The organism is Streptomyces diastatochromogenes (genome assembly GCF_002242805.1).
Classification (GTDB): Bacteria; Actinomycetota; Actinomycetes; order Streptomycetales; family Streptomycetaceae; genus Streptomyces; species Streptomyces diastatochromogenes.
Genome location: NZ_MCGQ01000046.1, coordinates 1 through 21972, shown reverse-complemented (window position 1 = coordinate 21972; position 21972 = coordinate 1). Strand labels below are relative to the sequence as shown.

Sequence of the window (21972 nt, the reverse complement as noted above, 5' to 3'; positions counted from 1 at the left end):
TGCGCCGGAAGCCTGGTGCGTGGGGCGCTGGTCGTCGTGGCGTTCGAGCCGTCCGCCATCTCGCACCTCTCCTCGTCCCGCGCCGGCCGCGGAGCCGGATCCTCCTACAGCTCGTAGGAGAACACCCCACACTACGACTTGCAGGGTGAGAGGCGAGTGAGAAGACGCCTCCGCGCCAATACCTCTGCCCTTCGTTCAGCCGGTTCCGGGGTTCGGACCGGTAACCCTGTCCGGCGCCTTTGTGGGCATGCTCCTCGGCGGACCCACCCCCTGGCCGCCGCTGCCAACCCCATGCACGGCGCAGAAGCCACAAGGCCCATGACCCGACACTCACTTGCTCCCACGCGTTCCGGCACGCGGCGCGCACGGCCACACCAGCCCCCTCTACGGGAGAGGTACTTGGCGCTGGCATCGTGGTTCATGAAGTCCGACATGGTGGTGCCGGCCATGCTGATCGACAAGATGACCGACCAGGAGAAGAACGGGTTGTAGCGGCGGGACCTGAGTCGGACGACGAGTGCCACCATGATGTCGTCGTGCTCGGGACGTCGAGGTCGGTGAGGACTGCCGACTGCTGCAAGGGGGCTCCTTGTGCGGTCGTACGGCAGGGCGCTCGCCCGGCGATGGGGGGAACGCTGCCGGTTGGGCGACCGCGACGAGGCGAGCACGATCAACGACGTGGCGGCGTCAATGCATCCTGGACGCCGGCCCCGTCCCTGTTCAGCCGGCGTGGCGCGCGGTTTGCTGCGGCTGCGCGACGTCCTTCCGGGGCACCGCCAGGTACACGACCAGACCGAGGATGACACTGAGGAACAGCGCGCTCGTGACGGCTGTGCCCAGGCCCACGCCTCCGTCACCGGTCGGCTGGGAGAGGTAGTCGCCGATGGACACGCCGAGCGGGCGGGTGAGGATGTAGGCGATCCAGAAGCTCCACACCGCGTCCAGGTCAAGCCCGAAGTGTGCGAGGGCCACCGCGGCGATGACCAGGCCGCAGAGGACCGCGGACAGCCAGTAGCCGAAGTCCATCCGCTCTGAGCCCAGGTCACCGGCGGCGGTTCCGAGCGCGGACGTGAACAGGACGGCGAGCCAGTAGGCGGACTCACGGCCCGTGGTGTCGATGCTGTGGATGGACAGCGTCCGCTCGCGGCGGTACCAGACCGTGAAGACGATCGCGAGGACGATCGCGAAGACGGTGGTGCTGGTCTCCAGCGGCACACCCACCTTGTCGGTGAGATCGTCACTGACCAGCGTACCGATGACGCTGATCAGCATGACAACCGGCCAGTACACGCCGGCACGGTAGGCACTGGTGCGGAACTGCACGATCATGACGACCGCCAGCAGGGCGGTCGTCACCGACACAACGGTCGGGCCGAGCCCGGCCTTCTCGTCGAGCAGGTCGGCAGCGGTCTCGCCGACCGTCGTGCACAGCGTCGTGATGATCCAGAAGCAGACAGTGACCTCGGGCGCTTTGTTCCGGCTGGACCGGCGGCCCGAGGACGCCGCGGCGTCGACCGATGAGGCCGCCGCGGTCTCTGATGTCTCGTATGCCATGAGGCCCGACGGTGTCACGGATCACCTGAACGGGTCCTGACTGCCGTGCGCATACGCCGCCCCGCCGTCCGCCTTGGACCATCCCGCCGGCACCGTGCGCCCGTCGGGAACGCGCAGCAGCTCAGGCAGCTCCTGGTCGCAGGTGGGCGCGCCGGCGACGATTGCGTCGTGGATCCCGTGCTCGCAAGAGCGTGATCGGCGGCGGCCCCAGGCGAGGCGCCGCCGATCAGGTCCGTCAGCGCATGTCCGTGAGGAGGGTATTGAGTTCAGCCTCCTGCTGTGCCGGCGACATCGGCGGGTTCGGGTGGTCGATGCCGAAGGTCTTCAGCACCTGGTCCATCTGAGCGTCGAGGAACGTCCAGCCGGTGTTGTCCAGCGGCTGCAACGAGGCTTGGTCGGCATCCCAGAGATCGCGCAGGGACTGGGCAGCGGCGTGGGCCCCGGTCGCGTTGCCCGACCGTGCGTCCTTGAGCGAGGTCGATGCGAGCTTCCTGAGTGCGTCGACCTTCGCGGGCGGGAACTTCTTCACGGCCTGACCAGGCGCGAGTTGAACGGTGGAGGTGGCGTCTGTCTCCGGCGCCGGGCCGACGTGCGGCTGGCTGTGAGCCCAGACCAGCAGGCCCCCCGTGGCGACGGCGAGGAGGCCGAAGCCCGCCAGGGCGATGCGCTCCCTGCGCGGGTTGGCGGTGATCTGCGGGGTGTGCGAAGCCTCGTAGGTCTCGGTCACGTCGGAGCGCGTCACCGTCAGGTAGACGACAGTCGCCAGGATCAGGCCAAGGAAGATCAGGCTGGTGGTGAAGGTGCCCAGCGCAAGACCGGTCGGCTCGCCCGGCTGAGCGACCTTCGGGGAGCCGAGCCAGTCGCCGATGTTGGCGCCCAGCGGGCGGGTCAGGATGTAGGCGAGCCAGAAGGACAGCACCGGGTTCGCGCCGAACTTCCACAACAGCGTGATCGCCGCGATGAGGCCGAGCGGCAACAGGACCGAGACCCCCGGGCTCCACCCGGTGAGCTCGAGGGTCCAGTCACCGGTCGCGGTGCCGAGCGCGAAGGTGACGAGAACGGCGAGCCAGTAGAACGACTCACGCGGCAGCGTCGTGACCGAGTGGATCGAGAGGGTGCGCTCGCGCAGCCACCACACACCGAAGACCACGGCGAGCAGGACCGAGAACACCGCGGAGCTGATCCACAGCGGCACGTTGAGCTGGTCGGTCAGGATGTCGGTGTAGAGCGTGCCCGTGACACTGACAACGACCACGGTCAGCCAGTACGGGAACGGGACGTACCGCTTCAGCCGCAGCTGGACGCCCAGGACCACGACGAACACCGCGGTGAAGATCCAGGCCGTGTTCACCAGGCCGACGCCCAGCTTCATGTTGATCCAGTCGGCGAAGCTCTCACCGACGGTCGTGCACAGGATCTTGATCACCCAGAACCAGATGGTGACCTCGGGAACCTTGTTCAGCATCAGCCGCCCACTGCTGTGCGTGCGGGCTTCGCTTGTCGTTGTCATGCGGCGAGGTTGGCTCGGCCAACCTGCACATAACCTGACTACGTGATCGCCTCCGGCGTGGGGAAGGTCACCTCGACGCGACCGTGACCATCCGCGATCGCACGGACTGCCACTCCCGCGGACGCGGCGAGACGCCTTACTACCGCCAGCCCCAACCCGTGCCCGTCGCCGCTGGTCACGCCCGCTTCGAAGACCCGGTCAACCTCTGCCGGATCGAACCCCGGGCCGTCGTCGAGGACATCGATCACGACGCCCTGGGGCTGGACGCGCCCCGTGACCCAGACGCGTGAACTCGCATGCCGCAGGCCGTTCTCCAACAGGGGCGACAGCACAGCCACGACGAGTTCGGTTGCCACAGCGACGTCGACGTCGGTCGGGATGGCGAGTTCGATGGAGCGACCGGCGATCGCCTGTCGCGCCGCCGCCCTGAGATCGCAGCGGGTACCGCCATCGATCCTTGTCCGGGCGGCACCCAGAATCGTCGTGATCGCCGTGTTCAGGCGGTCGACCTCGGTCAGAACAGACTCCGGTGCCACCTGGTGACCGGAGAGCTGCGCCAACTGCGCCTCGCCCCGCAGGGCCGTCAGGGGCGTCCGCAACTCGTGGGCGATCTCGTCGGTGAGCCGGCGCTCGTCCGCGAGCGCGTTGTCCACGCGATCAAGCAGGCGATCGAGAGTTCGCCCGAGCTCTCCGAATTCATCCCGCGGAACCCCGAGATCGAATCGGCGCCCGGGTTCGTGATCGCCCCAGTCGTCGGCGAGGGCGGCCATCGTGTGGACCACCCGCAACGCACGACCCACCACGAGATGTGCGACGACGCCTGCGAGCAGGATCGAGATGCCGCCCAATATGAGCGACATCGTCAGGCTGCGCTGCTCCGACGTCTCGTACGGCGTCAGATCCACCCTCACGACCACCATGACGTGGTGGCCTTCCAGTCGGATCGGCTGGGCATACAGAAGGTCACTGCCGACCGTGGTGGTCTGGGACCGTCCGGAGCCGACAAGCGCATCGACGCGGTCGAGGACGCTGCCCGGCACGATCCCGTCAATGAGGTGCCCATCGGCATACACCCACGAGACCGTGTCCAGCGCTTCGTTGCCGCCCTCGATCAGCACGACGTGGCCACCGCGTACGGCCACGTTCGCCGCCACCGCCTCCGCACGTGTATGCGCGAGAGCGTTCGCGTCGGCGTCGGTCACCTGGCTCAGCAACACGTGCGAGACCACCACCAGCACTGCGACCACCGCTGTCGCGATGAGAGCCGCAAGCGCGACGACCCTCCCACGGAAGCCCGTCACTCCCATCGATAGCCCACCCCACGGACCGTCGCCAGCCGATCGGCCACGCCCAGCGCACCGAGTTTGGTCCGTAGCCGGCGGACGAAGGAGTCAAGGGTGTTGTCACTGACCCGCGCGCCGTGCGGCCAACCCGCAGCAACGAGGGCTTGGCGGCGTACCGCGTCGCCCTGCGAGGCGATAAGCCTGCCCAACAACCGAAACTCGGTCGGCGTCAGGCTCTCGCTCGTCGAACCGTGGATCACGACATGTTTCGCCGGATCGAGAACGACGCCTTTCGGTGGGGTCATCGCGGTTGTTCTGCGGAGCAGGGCGCGGACCCTCACCAGCAACTCCGGGATGTCGAACGGTTTCGTCATGTAGTCGTCGGCTCCCGCCTCGAAGCCGCCCACCTTGTGATGCATGCCGTCCAGAGCGGTGAGCATCAGCACCGGGGCATCAACGCCACGTGCCCGCAGCGCCAGGCAGACATCCCGGCCATCAGCGTCCGGGAGTCCCAGATCCAGGACGACCAGGTGCGGGAGCGGCTCAAGTTGCCGCAGCAGGCTGTCCGCGGTGGAAGCGACTGCGATCGTATGGCCGTCGTGCTCGAGCGCACGCTTGAGGACGTCACGGACCGCCGCATCATCCTCACACACCACAATAAAAGCCACAGGTTGACCCCAGATGCTCCAGCGACGGTTCTCTATTTTCCTGGCGGGCGCCCTGGTAGTTCGCGGTGCAGTGCACCCGCCGCCCCCGCCACTGACCGGGCGCTGATCACCCTCGCCCCTCCTCGGACCGTGCCGCCCGGCGCCCGCGGTACACCTCGGCGACGAGCGGGACCAGAGACACGACGACGATCAGTGCCACCATCGGGAGCAGGTAACGGTCGACGTTCGGGATCGACGAGCCGAGCGCGTACCCCGCGAGGGTGAGGCCGACGCTCCACACGAGCCCGCCGACGACCTGCCACAGGGTGAACGTCCGTACCGGCACCTCCAGCGCGCCCGCCACCGGATTGAGGACCGTGCGCACCACGGGCACGAAGCGGGCCAGCACGACGGCCTTGGCATACCCGTAGCGCTCCAGGAGTTCCTCGGCGCGCTTCGCTCCTTCGTGCAGTCGCGGGGAGCGGCTGCGAGCCAGCAGTGCTCCGCCGGCCTTCCGCCCGAGCAGATATCCGCACTGAGCCCCGGCCAGCGCGCCTGCCGCCGCCGCCATGAGCAAGGGGCCGAGAGACAGATGCAGGCTCCCCTGCGCCGACCCCGTGCACAGCAGGCCGGCGGTGAACAGCAGAGAGTCGCCCGGCAGGAAGAATCCGACCAGCAGTCCTGTCTCGGCGAACATCACCACCGCGACGCCCAGCACACCGAAGGCCGCCAGCAGGGAGTGGGCGTCGAGCACGTTCACAGCCAACTGGGACGCCGCCGGACTCGGTGCCGTCATGGGGCAGGGTCCTTTCGGATGAATGAGTTCGGACAGGCAACTGGATGACTACAGCCTTGTAGGCATCTTCTGGAACCCTAGACGCTCGTCGGGAGCACCCGCTCCCCCACGTCACCGCGGCACGGCCGACGCAAGAAGGTCGGCACAGACCGTAAGACCGCCCGGTTCCTGCGCCCCCACCGTACGCCCTACCTCTACGTGATGTAGTAGCCGTTCGGGAATCGTCCGACATCTCACACATCGCCGGGCGGTCGGGCAAGACGAGAGAGCACGTCCTACAACAAGTAGGAAATGGGCGGGTAGCCTGTTACCCGATGACGGCGAGGGAAGGCGGACGGTGAGGTGACGGGCCAAGGAGACGAGGAAGCCCACGAGGCATCCGGCAGACGGGCTCGCGGCCAACTGGAGAGCGATGTACTTGCCGCCCTCTGGGCCGCAGACGGTCCGCGGACCGCGCGGGAAGTCCGGGAAAAGCTGCCGGGCGACCTCGCCTACACGACGGTACTCACCATCCTGTCCCGGCTGCATGACAAGGGCATGCTGGTACGGCACCGCGAGGGCCGTGGCTACGCCTACGAGCCGGCCCGCGACGAGGCGTCGCACACTGCCCAGCGCATGCACTCTCTGCTGACGGGTGGCTCCGACCGTCAGGCGGTGCTGGCCCGTTTCGTCTCGGAACTGTCCGAACAGGACGAGCACCTGCTGCAGCAGCTGCTGTCTGGGCACGACGACGTACCCCCCGAGAGCAGGCGCTCGCCTGGGAAGCGGTGAGCCGGTGCTGATCAGCGTCTACATCCCGTTCCTCGTCACGGCGGCACTCGCCGTGCTCGCACCGCCCGTGGCGCACCGGTTGCCCCCGCGCCCGGCGGCCCTGGCGCTGGCCTGCGCCGCGCTGGTGACGGCGGCCGGATGGGCGGGATCCCTCGCCCTGCTGGCTTTCACCGGAGTGGCGCAGATCCCGCAGATCGCCGAGGAGGGCCGCTGGTCCGTGTCCGCGTTGCGCTCCCAGGACCCCGTCTATGCCGTGGTCGCGGCCGTCAGCACCCTGGTGCTCGCGGTGTGTGTCTTCTCCCTCGGCGTGGCCGCCGTCCGGCAGGGCCGCCACCTGCTCCGGGCCCGGCGGGAGTGCGCCGAGCTGCCCGGGGACACGGAGCTGGCCGTACTCGATGACGACGTCCCGCTGGCCTTCGCACTGCCTGGGGCACCGGGCCGGATCGTCGTCTCCCGGGGAATGCTGTGCCGCCTCGGTGACGCCGAGCGCGCTGCACTGCTCGCCCACGAGCGGGCGCATCTGCGCGGGCGTCACCACGTCTTCCAGAGTGTGTGGCGGCTCACGGCCGCCGTGAACCCGTTGCTGCGACCGGTGGCCGTCGCGGGCAATTTCGTCCTGGAGCGCTGGGCCGACGAGGAGGCCGCCGAGCGGGTTGGTGACCGTACGGTCGTCGCCCACGCCGTGGGCCGCGCCGCCCTTGCATCCGCCGGTGCGTCCCGTCCCGCCGCGCTGGCCGCGACCGGCGGGGTGGTACCCCAGCGGGTACGGGCCCTGCTGGCCCCGCCGCCCGCCCGCCGGAGCTTGCCCTTGCTGGCGGGCGGTCTGCTGCTGGCCGTGTGCTGCGCGAGCCTGGCCAACGCCACCTCGGACAGCGACCGCATGCTGGACAGCGCGCAGTGGGCGCTGTGCAGGGCACATGCCGACACCACCACCGCCGCCGCGCCGACCGACCATGACGATGCCCCTCGGCACGGACCGGACGGCTGCCGTGCCGTCCCTGATCATCCGGAGCACGGAGAGCGGCACTTCTGACCTGCCCGGCCCGATCCTCACCCCTGTCGCCCGGTCGCCCAGGCGGACCGGCAGGAGCACAGTGAACGTGCCCCGCGCCTGGCTCGCCAGGGTGAGCCGGCCGCCGCCGAGCGAGAAGGCCGGTTCACGGGCGAGCGCGATGCCGGCGCCCGACCCCGCGCCGGTACGCAACGACTCGGTGGTGCCCGCGATCCCGATCGCCTTCCGCGCCGAGTCTGCGTCCACCGGCCCGCGATCATGAGGATGGCGAAGACCCCGAGAGCATGTGCGAGCGGTTATGGGGTTCGGGCTCTGTCACCAGCCGCCTCGCACCTGTGAGATGACATGTGAATGAGATGGCGACGACCACAGAGTGACCACACGGGAAATCTACTACATCTTGTAGATGTGAGCAGGATGGGCCGTCCGCCGCGCGGTGCTGCCGAGGTCGGGGCCACCTGCCCGGCGGTGGCCGCGGGAGACCGGCATCTGACGGGTCGCCCCGGGCGGGAGCGACATCGCTTCCGCCAGGTCGGATTGGTCCCGGCGGGGGGCCGAGGGGCGGCGAACGGGACGAAGCCCACGCGGTGTGCCAGGCTCACCCGAACCCGCAAGGCGACTACCGGCCTGCCTGTTCGGCGACGTGAATTCACCGCCCGGGAAGCCATCCGGTCACCGACGTCGCGCCCGCCCGGAGCCGGGCACGGACGAGGCCCGAATGTCCGCCGCGAGTGCGTCACGGTCCGCCTCGGCCGGGGCGGAGGGCGCCCGGCGAGTGCGCAGCCACTCGACGGCAGGAGGCATCAACCCGGCGGCGACCGCAGCGCCGATGGCAGGCGTCAGGCATGCCATCCCATGCCGGCCGCTCTCGCCGAGCGCGTAGCCGACAAGCACCAGCGACTGCGACCACACGATGCCGGCCAGGGACTGCCACAGGGTGAACGACGAGGTCGGCATGCCCAGCAGGCCGGCCGCCGGGTGGACCAGGGTGCGCACCACCGGGACGAACCGCCCCAGCACTACCGCCCGCCGGGGCCCGTAGCGCACGAACAGCGCCTCGGACCGCCTCGTCCGGGCCTCGCCCCGACCCCCCGGGCGGCACAGCCGCATCGCCCGGCCGCCGCGCCGCCCCAGCCAGAATCCGGTCTGTGCGCCGGCGAGCGCCCCCACGCCTGCGCAAATGAGCACCAAGGCCAGTGACAGCCGGGCCGCGCCCGGCGTACTGAGCGAGCACGCCAGTCCCGCCGGCAGCAGCAGGGTGTCACCGGGCAGGAAGACGCCCACCGCAGGCAGGGCGGTCTCCGCGAAGACCACGACCAGTACGGCCCACGCCCCGAACCTCGTCAGCATCGCCTGTGGATCCAGCGCTGCCGCGATGGTCACGAGCCCTGACGCCATCGACGCCCCTCCCCTCGGTGCACCACCACTGCCTCTACATCTCGTAGTAGCTTGACCGGCATCGACCGGGGCGCCGACGTCCGGGTCGCCATCCCCGCCTGCGGCGATCATTCCCTAAGTTCTACATCATGTAGTAGTTTCCCTTCTCGGCACCACAGCGGTCGAGTCGTGGCCCTGGCCCGCGCACAGGCGCGGCCTCGGCCTGCCCGCAGCGCCGTCTGGGCCGGGGCATGCCCGGCGTGCCCCGTAGCCCATCAGGAGGCGATCCACCGTGGTCCACCGTGACGACCTGGTGCCGGAGTCGGCACCCTCGCCGTCCGCCGCACCGCCGCAGGGCGGTGCCGGGCGGATCGCGATCATCTCGGCCGGTGTCGGTGCGGGACACGACGGTGCGGCCGCGGGGCTGGCCGAGCGGCTGGCCGAGCACGCGTACCTGGTGGACCGGCACGACTTCCTCGAACTGCTGCCCACCGGTACGGGCCGGCTGCTGCGCGGTACTTACCACCGCATGCTGACCTGGATGCCGGACGGCTACCAACGCCTGTACGCGGCCACCGACCGGGCCGCACGCCCCGGTGCGGTGTGGCGGGCGCTGTTCCGCGCAGCCGAGCGGCGCACCCTGCGGGCGCTCGCGCCGGACATCCGCGCGGTCGTCTCGACCTACCCCGGCGCCAGCCAGGTCCTCGGCGCACTGCGCCGGCGCGGCAAGCTGACGGTGCCGGCCTTCACCTACCTCACCGACTTCTCCGTCCACACCCTCTGGGTTGCCCCCGGCATCGACGCCCACCTCGCCGTGCACCCGGTGCCGGCGGCTCAGGCCCACGTGCAGGGCGCGGCCGCCGTCACCGTCGTCGGTCCGGTCACCGATGCACGCTTCACCCCCGCCACCGACGGGCAGCGGATTGCCGCCCGCGAGCGGTTCGCCCTGCCCGCGGACGCGCCCCTGGCCCTGCTGGTCGCCGGGTCGTGGGGCGTCGGACCGGTGCGACGGGTCGCCGCCGAGATACGGGAGACCGGGGTCGCGGTGCCCGTAGTGGTGTGCGGACGCAACAAGTCCCTCGTGGAAAAGTTGCGCGGGGACGGCATCCAGCACACTTTCGGCTGGGTGGACGACATGCCCGGGCTGATGCACGCCTGCGACGTCCTGGTGCAGAACGCGGGCGGACTGACCTCGCTGGAGGCGTTCGCCGCCGGGCTGCCGGTGGCCAGTTACCGCTGTATCCCCGGTCACGGCCAGACCAACGCGGACGCCTTGGACGAGGCGGGCCTGGCGGCCTGGATCCGCGACCCGGCGGACCTCGGCCCGGTGCTGGCCGAGCTCCTCCGCGGGCCGCGCGGTCGGGCGCAGCGTGCGGTGGGACTTGACCTGCACCGCCTGGCTCCCGGACCCGTGACCTCCATCGCTGCCAAAACCCCCGCGCCGGACGTAAAGCCCGCGGTGAGGCGCTTCGCCGGCCGACGGCGCATCGCCCTGACGGCCGTCGCCGTGGCGACCACGGCCTGTCTGGGCGTCGCCGCCCCGCTGGCGTGCGCCTACAACGAGACGCCCGCCCGTTTCACCGCCGTCGCCCATTACCTGGACGGAGACGGACGATGACCCCGGCCCGTCTCGCCCGTGCCACGGCGCTCGCCTCGGCCGCGGCGGTGCCCGCGCTCGCGGCTTTGCACGCGGCACCCGTGATCTCCACGTTCGGGCCGCTGCGCAATGCGGCCATGCCGCGCCTGGCCGGCCAGGGCCGGCCAGATCACGTCGCGCTCACCTTCGACGACGGTCCCGACCGCCTGTCCACCCCGCGCTTCCTCGACTTCCTCGACGCTCGCGGGCTGCGGGCCACCTTTTTCCTGCTCGGTTCCATGCTGGCCGGCTCACCGGGGCTGGCCGAGGAGACGGCTGCGGCCGGGCACGAGATCGCCGTCCACGGCTGGCACCATCGCCCGCTGCTGCTCCGCGGTCCCCGCGCCGCCTACGAGGACCTCGCCCGCGCACGCGACGCCGTGGCCGACGTCACCGGCAGGCCACCCGTGCTCTTCCGGCCACCGTACGGAGTGATGAGCACCGGCGCCCATCTGGCCTGCCGCCGCCTCGGCCTGACCCCCGTGCTGTGGACCTGCTGGGGCGAGGACTGGCGCAGGCGGGCCACCCCACACTCCGTCGAGCACACCGTCCTGACGGACCTGCGCGGTGGCGGGACCATCCTGCTGCACGACTCCGACTGCACCTCCGCCACCGGCTCCTGGCGCATCACCCTCGCCGCGCTGCCCCGCATCCTGGACACCTGCCAGGAACGCGGCTGGCAGGTCGGCCCCCTGCGCGAACACGGCGTCCCCGGCCTGCCCCGCCGGTGAACGCTCGCGCCGGGGAACACGCCGCCCAACGCCGGCTGCGCTGTCGGTGTTCGCCAGGGCGACGCCAGAAGTCCCGGCGCTCATCCTCCAGGTCACCATGACCGTCGGCTGCGTTCCGCCCTGTGAGGGATTGAGCCGCAGTTGCAGCCTCAGACGACTGCCCCGTGGCGGTCGGCGACTCCACGAGCCAAGGCCCGGTGGTGGTACAAGCCCAACGACGTCTCGCAGGACGTCGCTGACGGTGCCGGCGGGCGAGGCGGGCACGGCCGTGGTGCCCTTGGGCGCCTCGAAGCCGGACAGCTGCCGGCCGCCGGCGACGACCTCGGTCACCGAGTACGGTTCGCTCACTCAGCGGACGACCACCACCCCGGGTCCCTGGCTCTTCCGGATCTCGGAGTCCATCACGCTCTTTGAGCCGGGGTGTTAGCCCTGGCAGGCTTCACTGCGGCCTCAGGCCGCGTCCCACAGGCCGGCGTCCAGGACGCGCGTAGGTGCGGTAGGTCTCCTCGATCGAATTGTGCCCCATTCACTCGGCCACGTCGGTGATCGGGATGCCCAGCGCGTTGGAGGCGAAGTAGTGCCGGAAGCCGTACATCCCCATCCCATCCACTACGGGCAGCTTCTCGAAGAGTGCACGAACGCGCCGGCGTTCCATCGGCTCCGTGTAGTACCCGCTCGGTCCCCGCGGCGGACACCCCTCCTCGGTCGTGCCGTGCTTCTCCAGACTTCGCCGTTGCGCAGTCCACACCCCGCCATCATCACGATCTCCAGAGCAAGCTCATCACCGGCGACAGCCAAAGCCTGCTTCACATAGGCCAGGTCCGGAATGACCACCCTCTGGCGAACGTACTCCGGCTCCTGCACTCCCTTGACCGGGTCATCCGCCATCGCCCCCTTGTCGTAGGCATCCCGCAGAATCGCCTTGAGAGTGCGCAGTATTCGGTCATCCGGCGCTGCCGGGGCCGCCACTGCTTCGCGTATTCCGCGATCGTCTTCTGTCCCAGCTCCCGGCGCGCTTCCGCGACAGACGGCGCCGTGCGCTTCTTCTCCGCGTAGATCTGCGTGAGGCGTTCGATCGCGTCGTCCTGCGTGTCGAAGCCGCCCTCTTCGAGTTGCTTCCCCAGACCGTTGCGGAAACGGATCGTGTACGGGTGTGGGCATCGGGTCGGCCTGGCACAACCGCAGTTCTTTCGGACGGGAGCCAGGCATCTGCGCCCAGGACCCGCTGCGGCGGTCACCAGGTCAGCAAGCCGGGACGCTTCCCCACCCGATGCTGACCTTTTGCTGACTGGAACGGCCTGATCATGCCTCTGACCTGCGCAAATGCTCAGATGCTAGATCTTGGACTTGAACAGAGTACGCAGCACCTTGGACTCCTGGAAGACGGCTCCCTGCCAGCTTTCTGCAGGTCAGGGGCGCCAAGGGAGGTGTCCGCGGCGGAGTCTTGCCATCCCGCGGAGACCGCTTCGCTCCAAGGGGGCCGCGCCCATGAACGCCGGTCCGGCCGGCCCGAGGGCGACCGGATACAGTGCGCGAGACGGCAGCCTGGTCAGGGAGGGGAAGCGTGACCGACACCAGCAACACCCGACCCGTCGACAGCGAAGCGCAAGCACCACGGCAGAGCCGACTGCACCGCCTGATGCGCTACATCCCGCTGATCGCCCCCGTCCTGCTGTGGGCTGTGCCCTGCTGGGTGCTCCTGCACAGCGGGCAGCACTGGCCGCTGCCCGTCACGCTGGTCGGCACCGCCCTGTTCGTCCTCGGCCTCATCGGTATGCCGCTCGCGATGGTGCGCGGCCACGGCCGGCGTCAGCAGGACCGGGCGGCGATCGTCGGTGACACCCTGCTGGGCACGAGCTGGGTTCTGTTCACCTGGTCCGTTCTGCTCGGCGTCTTCTTGCGGCTCGCCCTGACCGTGGCCGGCGTCGGCGAGAGTCAGGACCGGGCCCGAACCGTCACTTGGGCCGTCCTCGGCGTTACCGCCGTGCTGCTCGCCTGGGGGTACGCCGAGGCCCGCCGCGTGCCACGCGTGCGCCGACTCGACGTGCAACTCCCACGGCTGGGTGCCGGGTTGGACGGCATCCGCGTCGTCCTCATCACCGACACCCACTACGGCCCACTCGATCGCGCCCGCTGGTCGGCACGGGTGTGCGAGACGGTGAACACCCTGGAAGCCGACCTGGTCTGCCACACCGGCGACATCGCGGACGGCACGGCCGAACGCCGCCGCGCTCAGGCCGCCCCGCTCGGAACCGTGCGGGCCACCCGGGCCCGGGTATACGTCACCGGCAACCACGAGTACTACAGCGAGGCCCAGGGCTGGGTCGACCTGATGGACGAGCTGGGCTGGGAGCCGCTGCGCAACCGCCATCTGCTGCTCGAACGCGGAGGCGACACCCTCGTGGTCGCCGGCGTGGATGACGTCACCGCCGAGTCCTCCGGCCTGGCAGGCCACCGCGCCCACCTCGCCGGAGCCTTGAACGGCGCCGACCCCGACCTGCCCGTCCTGCTCCTGGCACACCAGCCCAAGTTCATCGACCGGGCGGCAGCCGCCGGCATCGACCTCCAACTCTCCGGCCACACCCACGGCGGCCAGATCTGGCCCTTCCACCACCTGGTCCGCATCGACCAGCCCGCCCTCGCCGGCCTCAGCCACCACGGCCCCCGCACCCTCCTGTACACCAGCCGCGGCACCGGCTTCTGGGGCCCGCCGTTCCGCGTCTTCGCCCCCAGCGAGATCACCCTGCTCGTGCTTCGCTCCCCGCAGGTGCCCACCTCGCCGTAGCGCTGGGCAGGCCAACACATCCGCTTGAAGCTGTCCCCGAGCTGAGGGGTTCGGCGTCAACAGATGACCGGTCCCGCAGACGGCGACCGTGAGACGTCGGGCGCGGGGCAGAGCAACATACAGTGCGTCTCGCCTGATGGCAGGTCATTCCTTGGATTGTCTCGACGAAGTCGTCGTCGAGGCAGCGCATGTCGACCGGGCGCCCGGTCGGCCGCCGCCACATGATGATCTCGTTCGCGGCACCGATGATCACTCTGCACATCCGCCCACCGAAATGATCGGTGCGCAGGGCTGGAGTCGGATCGCAGCCCCTGTCCGGCTGCTCGCCGACCCGTGCCGATGGCACGCAACCCGCTATGCCCTCGCCCGTGGCAGCGCCGCAGGGGCGGTGAACAGTGCATGGACGGCGGTGCGGACCTGGTCCGCAACCACGTCGGGGGTGGAGGTGTCGAGCTTGCCGTCGAGGTGCAGGAACGCCAGGCCGTGGACGAGGGCCCATACCGTGGTCGACAGCGCCTCCGTGTCGGCGCCGGGGAAGGCGCCACGGACGATGCCTCGGACGTATTCCGAGATCGCGGTGGTCGCGGCAACCCGTTCCTCGCTGTTCGGATCGCAGGGCTCCGCGAACATCACCCGGAACAGGGCCGGACGCTCGAGCGCGAAGCGGACGTAGGCGACGGCGACCGCCGCGAGCTCATCGGGAGTCGTGGGTGAGGGATGCGCCGCGGCCAGATATGCGGCGAGTTCGCGGTAGCCCTGCGCGGCGACCGCGGAGACCAGCGCGTCACGGTCCGCGTAGTGGCGGTAGGGAGCGGTCGCCGACACGCCGGCCCGCCGTGCCACCGCCCGCAGGGACAGCCCGGCGCTGCCGTCCTCCTCCAGCAGTTCCCGCGCGGCACGCAGACAGGCGGCGCGCAGATCGCCGTGGTGATAGGTGCCGCCCGCTTGCGACATAGGTCACGCTCCCTCATGTTTACGTCGCTTACATAGCTGCCTTAATGTGAACGCTGCATACATCGTAAGCGATTGAGACTGAGAGGGGAACTCGGATGACCAGCGAGCTGTTCTCGCCGTTGCCTCTGCGCTCCGGGCATGTGCTGAACAACCGGATCGCCAAGGCGGCCATGGAGGAGAACATGGCCGGCGACGGCCAGCTCCCGGACGAGGAGTTGTTCGGGCTGTACCGGCATTGGGCCGCCGGCGGCACCGGACTGCTGATCACCGGCAACGTCATGGTCCACGCCGAGGCGCTGACCGGCCCCGCCGGCGTGGTGCTCGACGAGGCCGCGCCGCTGGAGCCGTTCATCGAGTGGGCCAAGGCCGGCAAGTCCGGCGGCGGGGCGATCTGGATGCAGATCAACCACCCCGGCCGCCAGATCGGATCCGACATGCCCGGCGTCGTGTGGGGCCCGTCCGCGGTCGCCGTCGACCTGGGCAAGCACAGCAGCCGCTTCGGCAAGCCCGTCGCCATGACCCCCGAGCAGATCCAGGCCACCGTGACCCGGTACGCCGTCACGGCCCAGCGCGCCGAGCAGGCGGGCTTCGACGGCGTGGAGGTCCACGCCGCGCATGGCTACCTGCTGTCGCAGTTCCTGTCCCCCCTGGTCAACAAGCGCACCGACCGGTGGGGCGGATCGCTGGAGAACCGGGCCCGGATGCTGCTGGACGTCGTCCGCGCCGTGCGCGCCGCCGTCTCCCCCTCCTTCGCGGTCGCGGTGAAGCTCAACTCCGCCGACTTCCAGCGTGGCGGGTTCGACGCCGCCGACGCACGCCAGGTGATCGCGATGCTCGAACCGCTCGGCGTCGACCTGGTCGAACTGTCCGGCGGCAGCTATGAGAGCCCGGCGATGTCTGGGCGCCCCGCCGACGCACGCACGCAGGCCCGCGAGGCGTACTTCCTCGACCTGGCGAAAGACCTGGTCAAGACCAGCCCGCTGCCGCTGATGCTCACCGGCGGCATCACCCAGCGCAACACCGCCGAGAGGGTCCTCGACAGTGGCGTGGCGATCATCGGGATGGGCACGGCCCTCGCCGTAACCCCGGACCTGCCCGCCCGCTGGCGCCAGGGACGTGAGGCCGACGAGCAGCTGCGGCCGGTCACCTGGTCCGACAAGGCCCTCGCCGCTGCCGCCGGCATGGCACAGGTCCGCCACCAGATGCGCCGCATCGCCCGCGGCAGCCGCCCCACGCCGGGCACCCACCCGGCGTTCGCCCTCATCTCCGAGCGGCGAAAGCAGCGACGGGCCCTGCGCCGTTACCGCGCCTGGTTGTCCGCATCACAGGGCGCCGCGTAAGCGTGCCGCCGGAAGGGCCCCAGATGCTCGTCGCTTGCCGCGACCACCTGGGGCCCTTCCGGTGGCAGGCCCACACCTGGACGGCCCCCTCTGCGCGTCGACGGCGCGGCTCCCTCGGAACCGCGCCGTCCGGCCTTCGGCGTTTCTGCGGACGCCGACCGCCTTGAGGACCTTCAGTGCGCCGGTCAGGAGGGTGGCCCAGGTTTCGGGGCTGATGCCCGCCGGTGGGGTGAAGCCCTGGATGCGCTGGTGGGCGACGGTCCGGGGCTCGGTGTACTTGAGGATGCCGTCGGCTCCGTGGCGGCGACCGAGTCCGGAGTCGCCCATGCCGCCCATCGGGGCGTCGATGCTTCCCCACGCGGCCGCGAATGCTTCGTTGACGTTGACGGTGCCGGCGTGCACGCGGGCGGCGACGGCCCGGCCGCGAGCCCCGTTGCCGGACCAGACGCTGGCATTGAGGCCGTACGGCGTGGCATTGGCCTGCGCGATCGCCTCGTCGACACTGCGGTAGGAGTAGATCGACACAACGGGACCGAAGGTCTCGTGCTCGTAAAGCGTCATGTCGGGGGTGACATCGGCGAGGATCGTCGGCTCGTAGAACAGCGGCCCCAGGTCCGGCCGTGCCCTTCCGCCGGCAAGGACGGTGGCGCCCTTGGCGACGGCGTCGTCGACGTGCGCGGTCATGGTCTGGAGCTGAGAGGTGTTGGTGAGGCTGCCGACATCGATGCTGTAGTCGTATGCGGCGCCGATCTTGAGCTGCTTGGTGCGCGCGACGAACGCGTCGACGAACCGGTCACGGATCGACTCGGCCACGTACAGCCGCTCGATGGAGACGCAGAGCTGGCCGGCCGAGGGGAAGCACGCCGCGACGGCGCCGTCGGCGGCTTTCTCGATGTCCGCGTCGTCCAGGACGATCATGGCGTTCTTGCCGCCGAGTTCGAGGGACGCGCCGATGAGGCGACGCCCGGCATCGCTCGCGATCTTGCGTCCACTGGCGATGGAGCCGGTGAACATCATGTAGTCGGCGTTGTCCATCAGCGCGCCGCCGATGGAGCTGCCCCGCCCGACCACCATCTGCCAGACGCCCGCGGGCAGGCCGGCCTCCTGCATCAGGTCCAGTGACCACAGCGCGGTGAGCGCCGTCTGGGTGTCGGGCTTCTGTACGACCGCGTTGCCCGCCATCAGTGCCGCGATGGCGTCGCCGGCAGCCATGCTCAGGGGGTAGTTCCACGGGGAGACGACCGTGACGACACCCTTGGGGTGGCGCAGCTCGGTGGTGTGGGTCAGCACCGGGATCGCGCCGCGCCGGCGCTCGGGCCCCAGATACCTGGCGGCGTTGCGCGCGTAGTAGCGGGAGGTGATCGCGATGTCGACCACCTCGAGGAGCGCGTCGCGGCGTGTCTTGCCGTTCTCGGCCTGCATCAGGTCCAGCGCCTCGTCCTGGCGGGCGAGGACCAGGTCGTGGAAGCGCAGCAGGATCTTCTTGCGCCGGAGAGTCGACCTTGGTCTTGGGCAGCCGCCGGAAGAAGTCCACGCTGCTGACCCGGGGATCGCGGGCGACTTCTTCCAGATCGGTATCCATCCGGTAGCGGTCGTACAGGCCGCCCTTGGGGACCGTGACCGTACGGCCACCGAGGTCGACCGTGACTGTTTCCTGCTGGGGCGAGGGCATGGACGAGGCTCCCTGGCTCGAATGTTTACGGTGATTACATGAGGGTAGCCACCGATGTAAGCACCGTCAACAATCTCGCGTAGGCGTGACGAGGCCGGGCGGACTCACCCCCGGACAGGAAGGAATGTTGACACTGCCTGCATTGCCCCATAGGCTCATGTAAGCAACGTACACATCGCTCGACCGGTCGGCCTTCACAGCGGATCCCCGAGCCGATCACCGCCCCGTGACGTCACGTCCCGCCGACTCGGGCCGCTGGGATCCGTCACCACCACAGGAGAGAGAGGCGCAGATGACCACGGTCCTTTTCGTCGTATCCGCAGCCGACCACTGGACGCTGAAGGACGGATCGAAGCACCCCTCAGGGTTCTGGGGTGAGGAACTGGCCATGCCGCACAAGATCTTCAGCGAGGCAGGGTGGGACGTCACGATCGCCACCCCGGGCGGGAAGGCCCCGACACTGGACCGGCTCAGCATGTCCCGCACCGCGGGCCGCCCGTCCAAGCTGCGCGAGGTCGCCAGGTACCTGGACTCGATCCAGAGCCGGCTGAACAGCCCCGAGGGACTGGAGAACATCGACCCGGACCAGTTCGACTTGGTGTTCTACCCCGGTGGACACGGTCCGATGGAGGATCTGGCCTACGACCCGGTCTCGGGCGCACTGCTCACCCGGGTACTGCGCTCCGGCAAGCCGTTGGCACTCCTGTGCCACGCGCCGGCCGCCACACTGGCGGCCAAGAACGAGGACGGGACCTGGCCGTTCGCCGGATACCGGATGACCGGCCTCTCCAACACCGAGGAAAAGCTCAACAGCTTCGGCCGCAAGGCTCCCTGGTTCCTCGAGGACCGCCTGCGCGAGGGCGGTGCGGACTACGTCAAGGCACGCCTGCCGCTGCTCCCGTTCGTGGTGGTCGACCGCAATCTGTACACCGGCCAGAACCCCACTTCCTCCGAGCGACTGGCCAAGCGGCTGGTGGCCGATCTGGCTGATCCGGCGCACTAGTCCGGGCGGAAGGACTGACGTCGGCTTCAGCCGCGCGCCTCGCGGGCCCACGGCGTCTGGTCATCGGTTGTGTTCTCTTTCGTGGCGGTTGGCGACTGTGTTCTGGTCCGCAGCATGGAGGAACTCCCGACCTGTTGCTGATCGTCGGTTGAGAAGCGCTGGGGCGAGGAGCACGCTGGAAGCAATCGGGGGCCTGCGCGCATCAAGCTGGCGGTCAATCGATCGCGTGGAGGTCGACGTGTCGGCTGCTTCCGTTGGCGTACGACCGGCCGCCCCACCTGTGTCGGCTGCCATGGATGCCGACGGCGTGATCACTGCTTGGAGCGCGGGAGCCCAGCGGCTTCTGGGGTACGTCGCCGCCGAGGTGATCGGTCAGGATGCCCGGTTTCTCCTCGGAGAGTCCCTGTCGAAGGCGGCACGGCGGCGCTTCGCCGAGCATGAGGCCTGGACCCAGGTGGTCACCGTACGTCACCGCGACGGTCGACGTCTGCCTGTCCGGCTTCACGCTCATCCACTGCTCGACGCAGCGGGGACGGCGCAGTGGTTCTTCACGGCGACGGCACCCGTGTCACCGGGGGACGCGGGTTTGACGGGCGGCTCCGGGCCGGACGCCTCGGAGATCAAGCGGTGGGCATTGGAACAGCTTCCGCTGACCTTGGCACTCTTCGACCGGCAGGGGGCCTGCTTCGCGGTGAACGCCGCGGTGACGGTTGCCATGGGAAAGCCCGCTGAGGAGCTTCTTGGAGTGCGCATCGGCCACTCGGGGCCTGGAGAGCCGATGCCGGGGCTGGAAGGCATCGCCGAGGCGGCGGAGCGGGTGTGGGAACGCGGCGAGACCGTGCGGTTGGAAGCGCACCTGCGGACTCCTGGTGAGGCCCGACCCCACGCGTGGCTGCTGACGCTGTACCCGGTCAAGGATCCTTACGGTCGGGTCTGCGCTCTGTCGCAAGCGGCAGCCGACATCACCGAGCAGTTCCGCGCCCGCCAAAGGCTGGCCGTCCTCAACGAAGCGGGGATGCGCATCGGTACGACGCTCGACCTGGCTCGCACCGCGGATGAGCTGGCCCAGGTCGGCTCGGAGCACTTCGCCGACTTCGTCGCCGTCGACCTGCTCGAAAGCGCACTTCTGGGCTCGGGCGTCTACCCGGACACGGATACCGCGGGCACCTCGCTGCGCCCTGCTCTGCGCCGCGCTGCCCAGCGCTCGGTGCTGCCCGGTTGCCCGGAAGCGGTGGTCCCCATGGGCGGGACGCATTCCTACCATGAGGACTCGCCACCGGGCCGCGCGCTGGCTACGGGCCGCGCCGCACGGCATGACGTCGATGAGGCGACCGCTGCCGCGTGGGCTGCCGGCAGTCCGGAACGCGCGGAGCGCATCCGGGATCACAAGATCCATTCCCTGATGTCGGTCCCCCTCCGGGCTCGGGGTGTCCCCCTGGGCATCGCCGTCTTCTACCGTCACCGGACACCGGACCCCTTCGACGACCAAGACCTGCGGCTGGCCGAAGACCTCGCTGCCAGGGCAGCGGTGCACATCGACAACGCCCGCCGGTATGCCCGTGAGCGGGAGATCGCGCTCGCCCTGCAGAGCAGCCTTCTGCCGGGTCGCGCGCTGCGCCACCCCGCGGTGGAGGTCGCGTCCCGCTACCTGCCGGCCGATGCGGAGGCGGGCATCGGCGGCGACTGGTTCGACGTCATCCCGCTCTCGGGAGCGCGTGTCGCTCTTGTGGTCGGTGACGTCGCCGGCCGTGGCATCCAGGCGTCCGCCACCATGGGACGGCTCTGCACCGCCGTGCGTACCCTGGCCGACGTCGACCTGGCCCCCGACGAGCTGCTCACCCAACTCGACGATCTCGTGTTGCGACTCGACCGCGAGAAGACAGCGAGCGACACGCGCCCGGCGCCCGGTGAGGACGTGGGCGAGGTGGGGGCGACCTGCCTGTACGCCGTCTACGACCCCGTCACCCGCCTCTGCTCCATCGCCCGCGCCGGGCACCCGGAGCCGATGGTGGTCGCGCCCGACGGCTCGGTAGAGGTACTGGACGTTCCGGTCGGACCGCCCCTCGGAGTGGGCGGCCTGCCGTTCGAGGTCGCCGATTTCGAAGTACCGGAAGGCAGTGTTCTCGCCTTTTACACCGACGGTCTCCTCGGCAATGGCCACGACCTTGCCGAAAACGGATCCACGCGGCTTCGCGAGGTTCTCGCCAGCCACAGGCTTCCCCTGGAGGAAACCTGTGACAAGGTCACTCAGGCTCTGCTTCCCGGCCACAGGAACGACGACGCCGCCCTGCTGCTGGCGCGGACGCACGCCCTTGGAGCCGATCATGTCGCCACTTGGGAACTGTCGACCGATCCCGCGACGGTCGCTCATGTCCGCGAGCTCGTCGGCACCGCTCTGAACAGCTGGCATCTCGACGAACTCGCTTTCGCCGTCGAGCTCATCGTCAGCGAACTGGTCACGAACGCCATCCGTTACGCCCATCCCCCGTGTCACCTGCGGTTGATTCGGGGCGACGACGGCCTCATCTGCGAAGTGAGCGATGCCAGCAGCGCCGCGCCTCATCTGCGTCGCGCCCGCACCTTCGACGAAGGAGGCCGTGGCCTGTTCATCGTCGCCCAGCTCGCCCGGCGGTGGGGCAGCCGCCATACCGGCACGGGCAAGACGATCTGGGCGGAGGTGGCCTACGCGGAATGCGACTTCTACTGAGGAGCGACGTTCCAGGCAAGGTCGGGTAGGTAACTCGGGCCGGCCATGAAACCGGTCAGCTTCTTGGAGTTGTAGGCGTAGAGACCGTCCATGCGAAGGACGGACACGAACCAAGCCTGGTCCACGACGAACCGCATGACGTCCTGATAGAGGGCGGGGCGCTTGTCGGCGGGCGCCGCGGCCGCGGCTGCCAG

General features: G+C 69.8%; 19 protein-coding genes. 9 read left to right on the top strand and 10 right to left on the bottom strand.

The genetic code is table 11. The annotated features are described in order from the left end of the window. Nucleotides 1-720 precede the first annotated feature (720 nt). The 5 genes from BEK98_RS39445 to BEK98_RS39425 all read right to left on the bottom strand — a co-directional run bounded on the left by BEK98_RS39445 (nt 721) and on the right by BEK98_RS39425 (nt 5790). Nucleotides 721-1554 (bottom strand): COG4705 family protein, encoded by an 834-nt coding sequence (locus BEK98_RS39445; protein ID WP_094221594.1) that lies wholly within the window; start codon nt 1552-1554, stop codon nt 721-723. 235 nt (nt 1555-1789) lie between these two features. Next, complete coding sequence (locus BEK98_RS39440; protein WP_094221593.1) at nt 1790-3064, bottom strand: COG4705 family protein; 1275 nt, start codon at nt 3062-3064, stop codon at nt 1790-1792. Between the two features lie 38 nt (nt 3065-3102). Next, complete coding sequence (locus tag BEK98_RS39435; protein ID WP_094221592.1) at nt 3103-4371, bottom strand: sensor histidine kinase; 1269 nt, start codon at nt 4369-4371, stop codon at nt 3103-3105. After that, nucleotides 4362-5015 (bottom strand): response regulator transcription factor, encoded by a 654-nt coding sequence (locus BEK98_RS39430; RefSeq protein ID WP_094221591.1) that lies wholly within the window; start codon nt 5013-5015, stop codon nt 4362-4364. Before BEK98_RS39430 ends, BEK98_RS39435 begins: the two co-directional genes overlap by 10 nt. A 106-nt stretch (nt 5016-5121) precedes the next feature. Then, nucleotides 5122-5790 (bottom strand): DedA family protein, encoded by a 669-nt coding sequence (locus BEK98_RS39425; RefSeq protein ID WP_094221590.1) that lies wholly within the window; start codon nt 5788-5790, stop codon nt 5122-5124. A gap of 342 nt (nt 5791-6132) precedes the next feature. On the opposite strand from BEK98_RS39425, the gene BEK98_RS39420 reads away from it, so the two are divergent. The 3 genes from BEK98_RS39420 (at nt 6133) to BEK98_RS39410 (ending at nt 7835) form a co-directional block, all read left to right on the top strand. Beyond that, a complete protein-coding gene (locus BEK98_RS39420; protein ID WP_107428320.1) occupies nt 6133-6561 on the top strand; it encodes a BlaI/MecI/CopY family transcriptional regulator in 429 nt (142 codons plus the stop codon). Nucleotides 6562-6565: 4 nt separating this feature from the next. After that, entirely contained in the window at nt 6566-7594 is a 1029-nt protein-coding gene (locus tag BEK98_RS39415; protein WP_094221589.1) for a M56 family metallopeptidase, read from the top strand. A gap of 61 nt (nt 7595-7655) precedes the next feature. Further along, nucleotides 7656-7835: a hypothetical protein gene (locus BEK98_RS39410; protein WP_094221588.1), complete on the top strand. Its 180-nt coding sequence runs from the start codon at nt 7656-7658 to the stop codon at nt 7833-7835. Nucleotides 7836-8245: 410 nt separating this feature from the next. On the opposite strand, the gene BEK98_RS39405 is transcribed toward BEK98_RS39410, so the two are convergent. Then, on the bottom strand, nt 8246-8971 hold the full coding sequence (locus tag BEK98_RS39405; protein ID WP_094221587.1) for a DedA family protein: 726 nt from the start codon (nt 8969-8971) through the stop codon (nt 8246-8248). 271 nt (nt 8972-9242) lie between these two features. On the opposite strand from BEK98_RS39405, the gene BEK98_RS39400 reads away from it, so the two are divergent. Both BEK98_RS39400 and BEK98_RS39395 read left to right on the top strand, forming a co-directional pair. Continuing rightward, nucleotides 9243-10568, top strand: coding sequence for an MGDG synthase family glycosyltransferase (locus tag BEK98_RS39400; protein ID WP_094221586.1), 1326 nt, complete (start codon nt 9243-9245; stop codon nt 10566-10568). Next, complete coding sequence (locus BEK98_RS39395) at nt 10565-11317, top strand: polysaccharide deacetylase family protein (protein WP_094221585.1); 753 nt, start codon at nt 10565-10567, stop codon at nt 11315-11317. The genes BEK98_RS39400 and BEK98_RS39395 overlap by 4 nt, the downstream gene beginning before the upstream one ends. A 526-nt stretch (nt 11318-11843) precedes the next feature. Here the strand turns inward: BEK98_RS39395 and BEK98_RS51035 are convergent. After that, nucleotides 11844-11972 (bottom strand): site-specific integrase, encoded by a 129-nt coding sequence (locus BEK98_RS51035; protein ID WP_279635506.1) that lies wholly within the window; start codon nt 11970-11972, stop codon nt 11844-11846. Nucleotides 11973-12881: 909 nt separating this feature from the next. On the opposite strand from BEK98_RS51035, the gene BEK98_RS39380 reads away from it, so the two are divergent. Then, entirely contained in the window at nt 12882-14102 is a 1221-nt protein-coding gene (locus tag BEK98_RS39380) for a metallophosphoesterase (protein ID WP_094221583.1), read from the top strand. Nucleotides 14103-14456: 354 nt separating this feature from the next. On the opposite strand, the gene BEK98_RS39375 is transcribed toward BEK98_RS39380, so the two are convergent. After that, nucleotides 14457-15056, bottom strand: coding sequence for a TetR/AcrR family transcriptional regulator (locus BEK98_RS39375; protein ID WP_094221582.1), 600 nt, complete (start codon nt 15054-15056; stop codon nt 14457-14459). A 95-nt stretch (nt 15057-15151) separates the two neighbouring features. Here BEK98_RS39375 and BEK98_RS39370 point away from each other — a divergent pair, with 95 nt between their 5' ends. Further along, the gene (locus BEK98_RS39370) at nt 15152-16396 is read left to right on the top strand and encodes an NADH:flavin oxidoreductase/NADH oxidase family protein (RefSeq protein WP_094221581.1); all 1245 of its coding nucleotides are present in this window, start codon (nt 15152-15154) and stop codon (nt 16394-16396) included. Here the strand turns inward: BEK98_RS39370 and BEK98_RS39365 are convergent. Continuing rightward, the gene (locus BEK98_RS39365) at nt 16379-18028 is read right to left on the bottom strand and encodes a succinic semialdehyde dehydrogenase (RefSeq protein ID WP_244202183.1); all 1650 of its coding nucleotides are present in this window, start codon (nt 18026-18028) and stop codon (nt 16379-16381) included. The two genes, BEK98_RS39370 and BEK98_RS39365, sit on opposite strands and share 18 nt — an antisense overlap. A 332-nt stretch (nt 18029-18360) precedes the next feature. On the opposite strand from BEK98_RS39365, the gene BEK98_RS39355 reads away from it, so the two are divergent. Together BEK98_RS39355 and BEK98_RS39350 are read left to right on the top strand one after the other, a co-directional pair. Beyond that, nucleotides 18361-19071, top strand: a complete 711-nt coding sequence (locus tag BEK98_RS39355) for a type 1 glutamine amidotransferase domain-containing protein (RefSeq protein ID WP_094221580.1) — start codon at nt 18361-18363, stop codon at nt 19069-19071. A gap of 226 nt (nt 19072-19297) precedes the next feature. Next, on the top strand, nt 19298-21778 hold the full coding sequence (locus BEK98_RS39350; protein WP_279635505.1) for a SpoIIE family protein phosphatase: 2481 nt from the start codon (nt 19298-19300) through the stop codon (nt 21776-21778). Here BEK98_RS39350 and BEK98_RS49255 read toward each other — a convergent pair. Continuing rightward, nucleotides 21772-21972: hypothetical protein (locus tag BEK98_RS49255; protein WP_167444363.1), on the bottom strand; the 201-nt coding region annotated here is incomplete at its 5' end. The two genes, BEK98_RS39350 and BEK98_RS49255, sit on opposite strands and share 7 nt — an antisense overlap.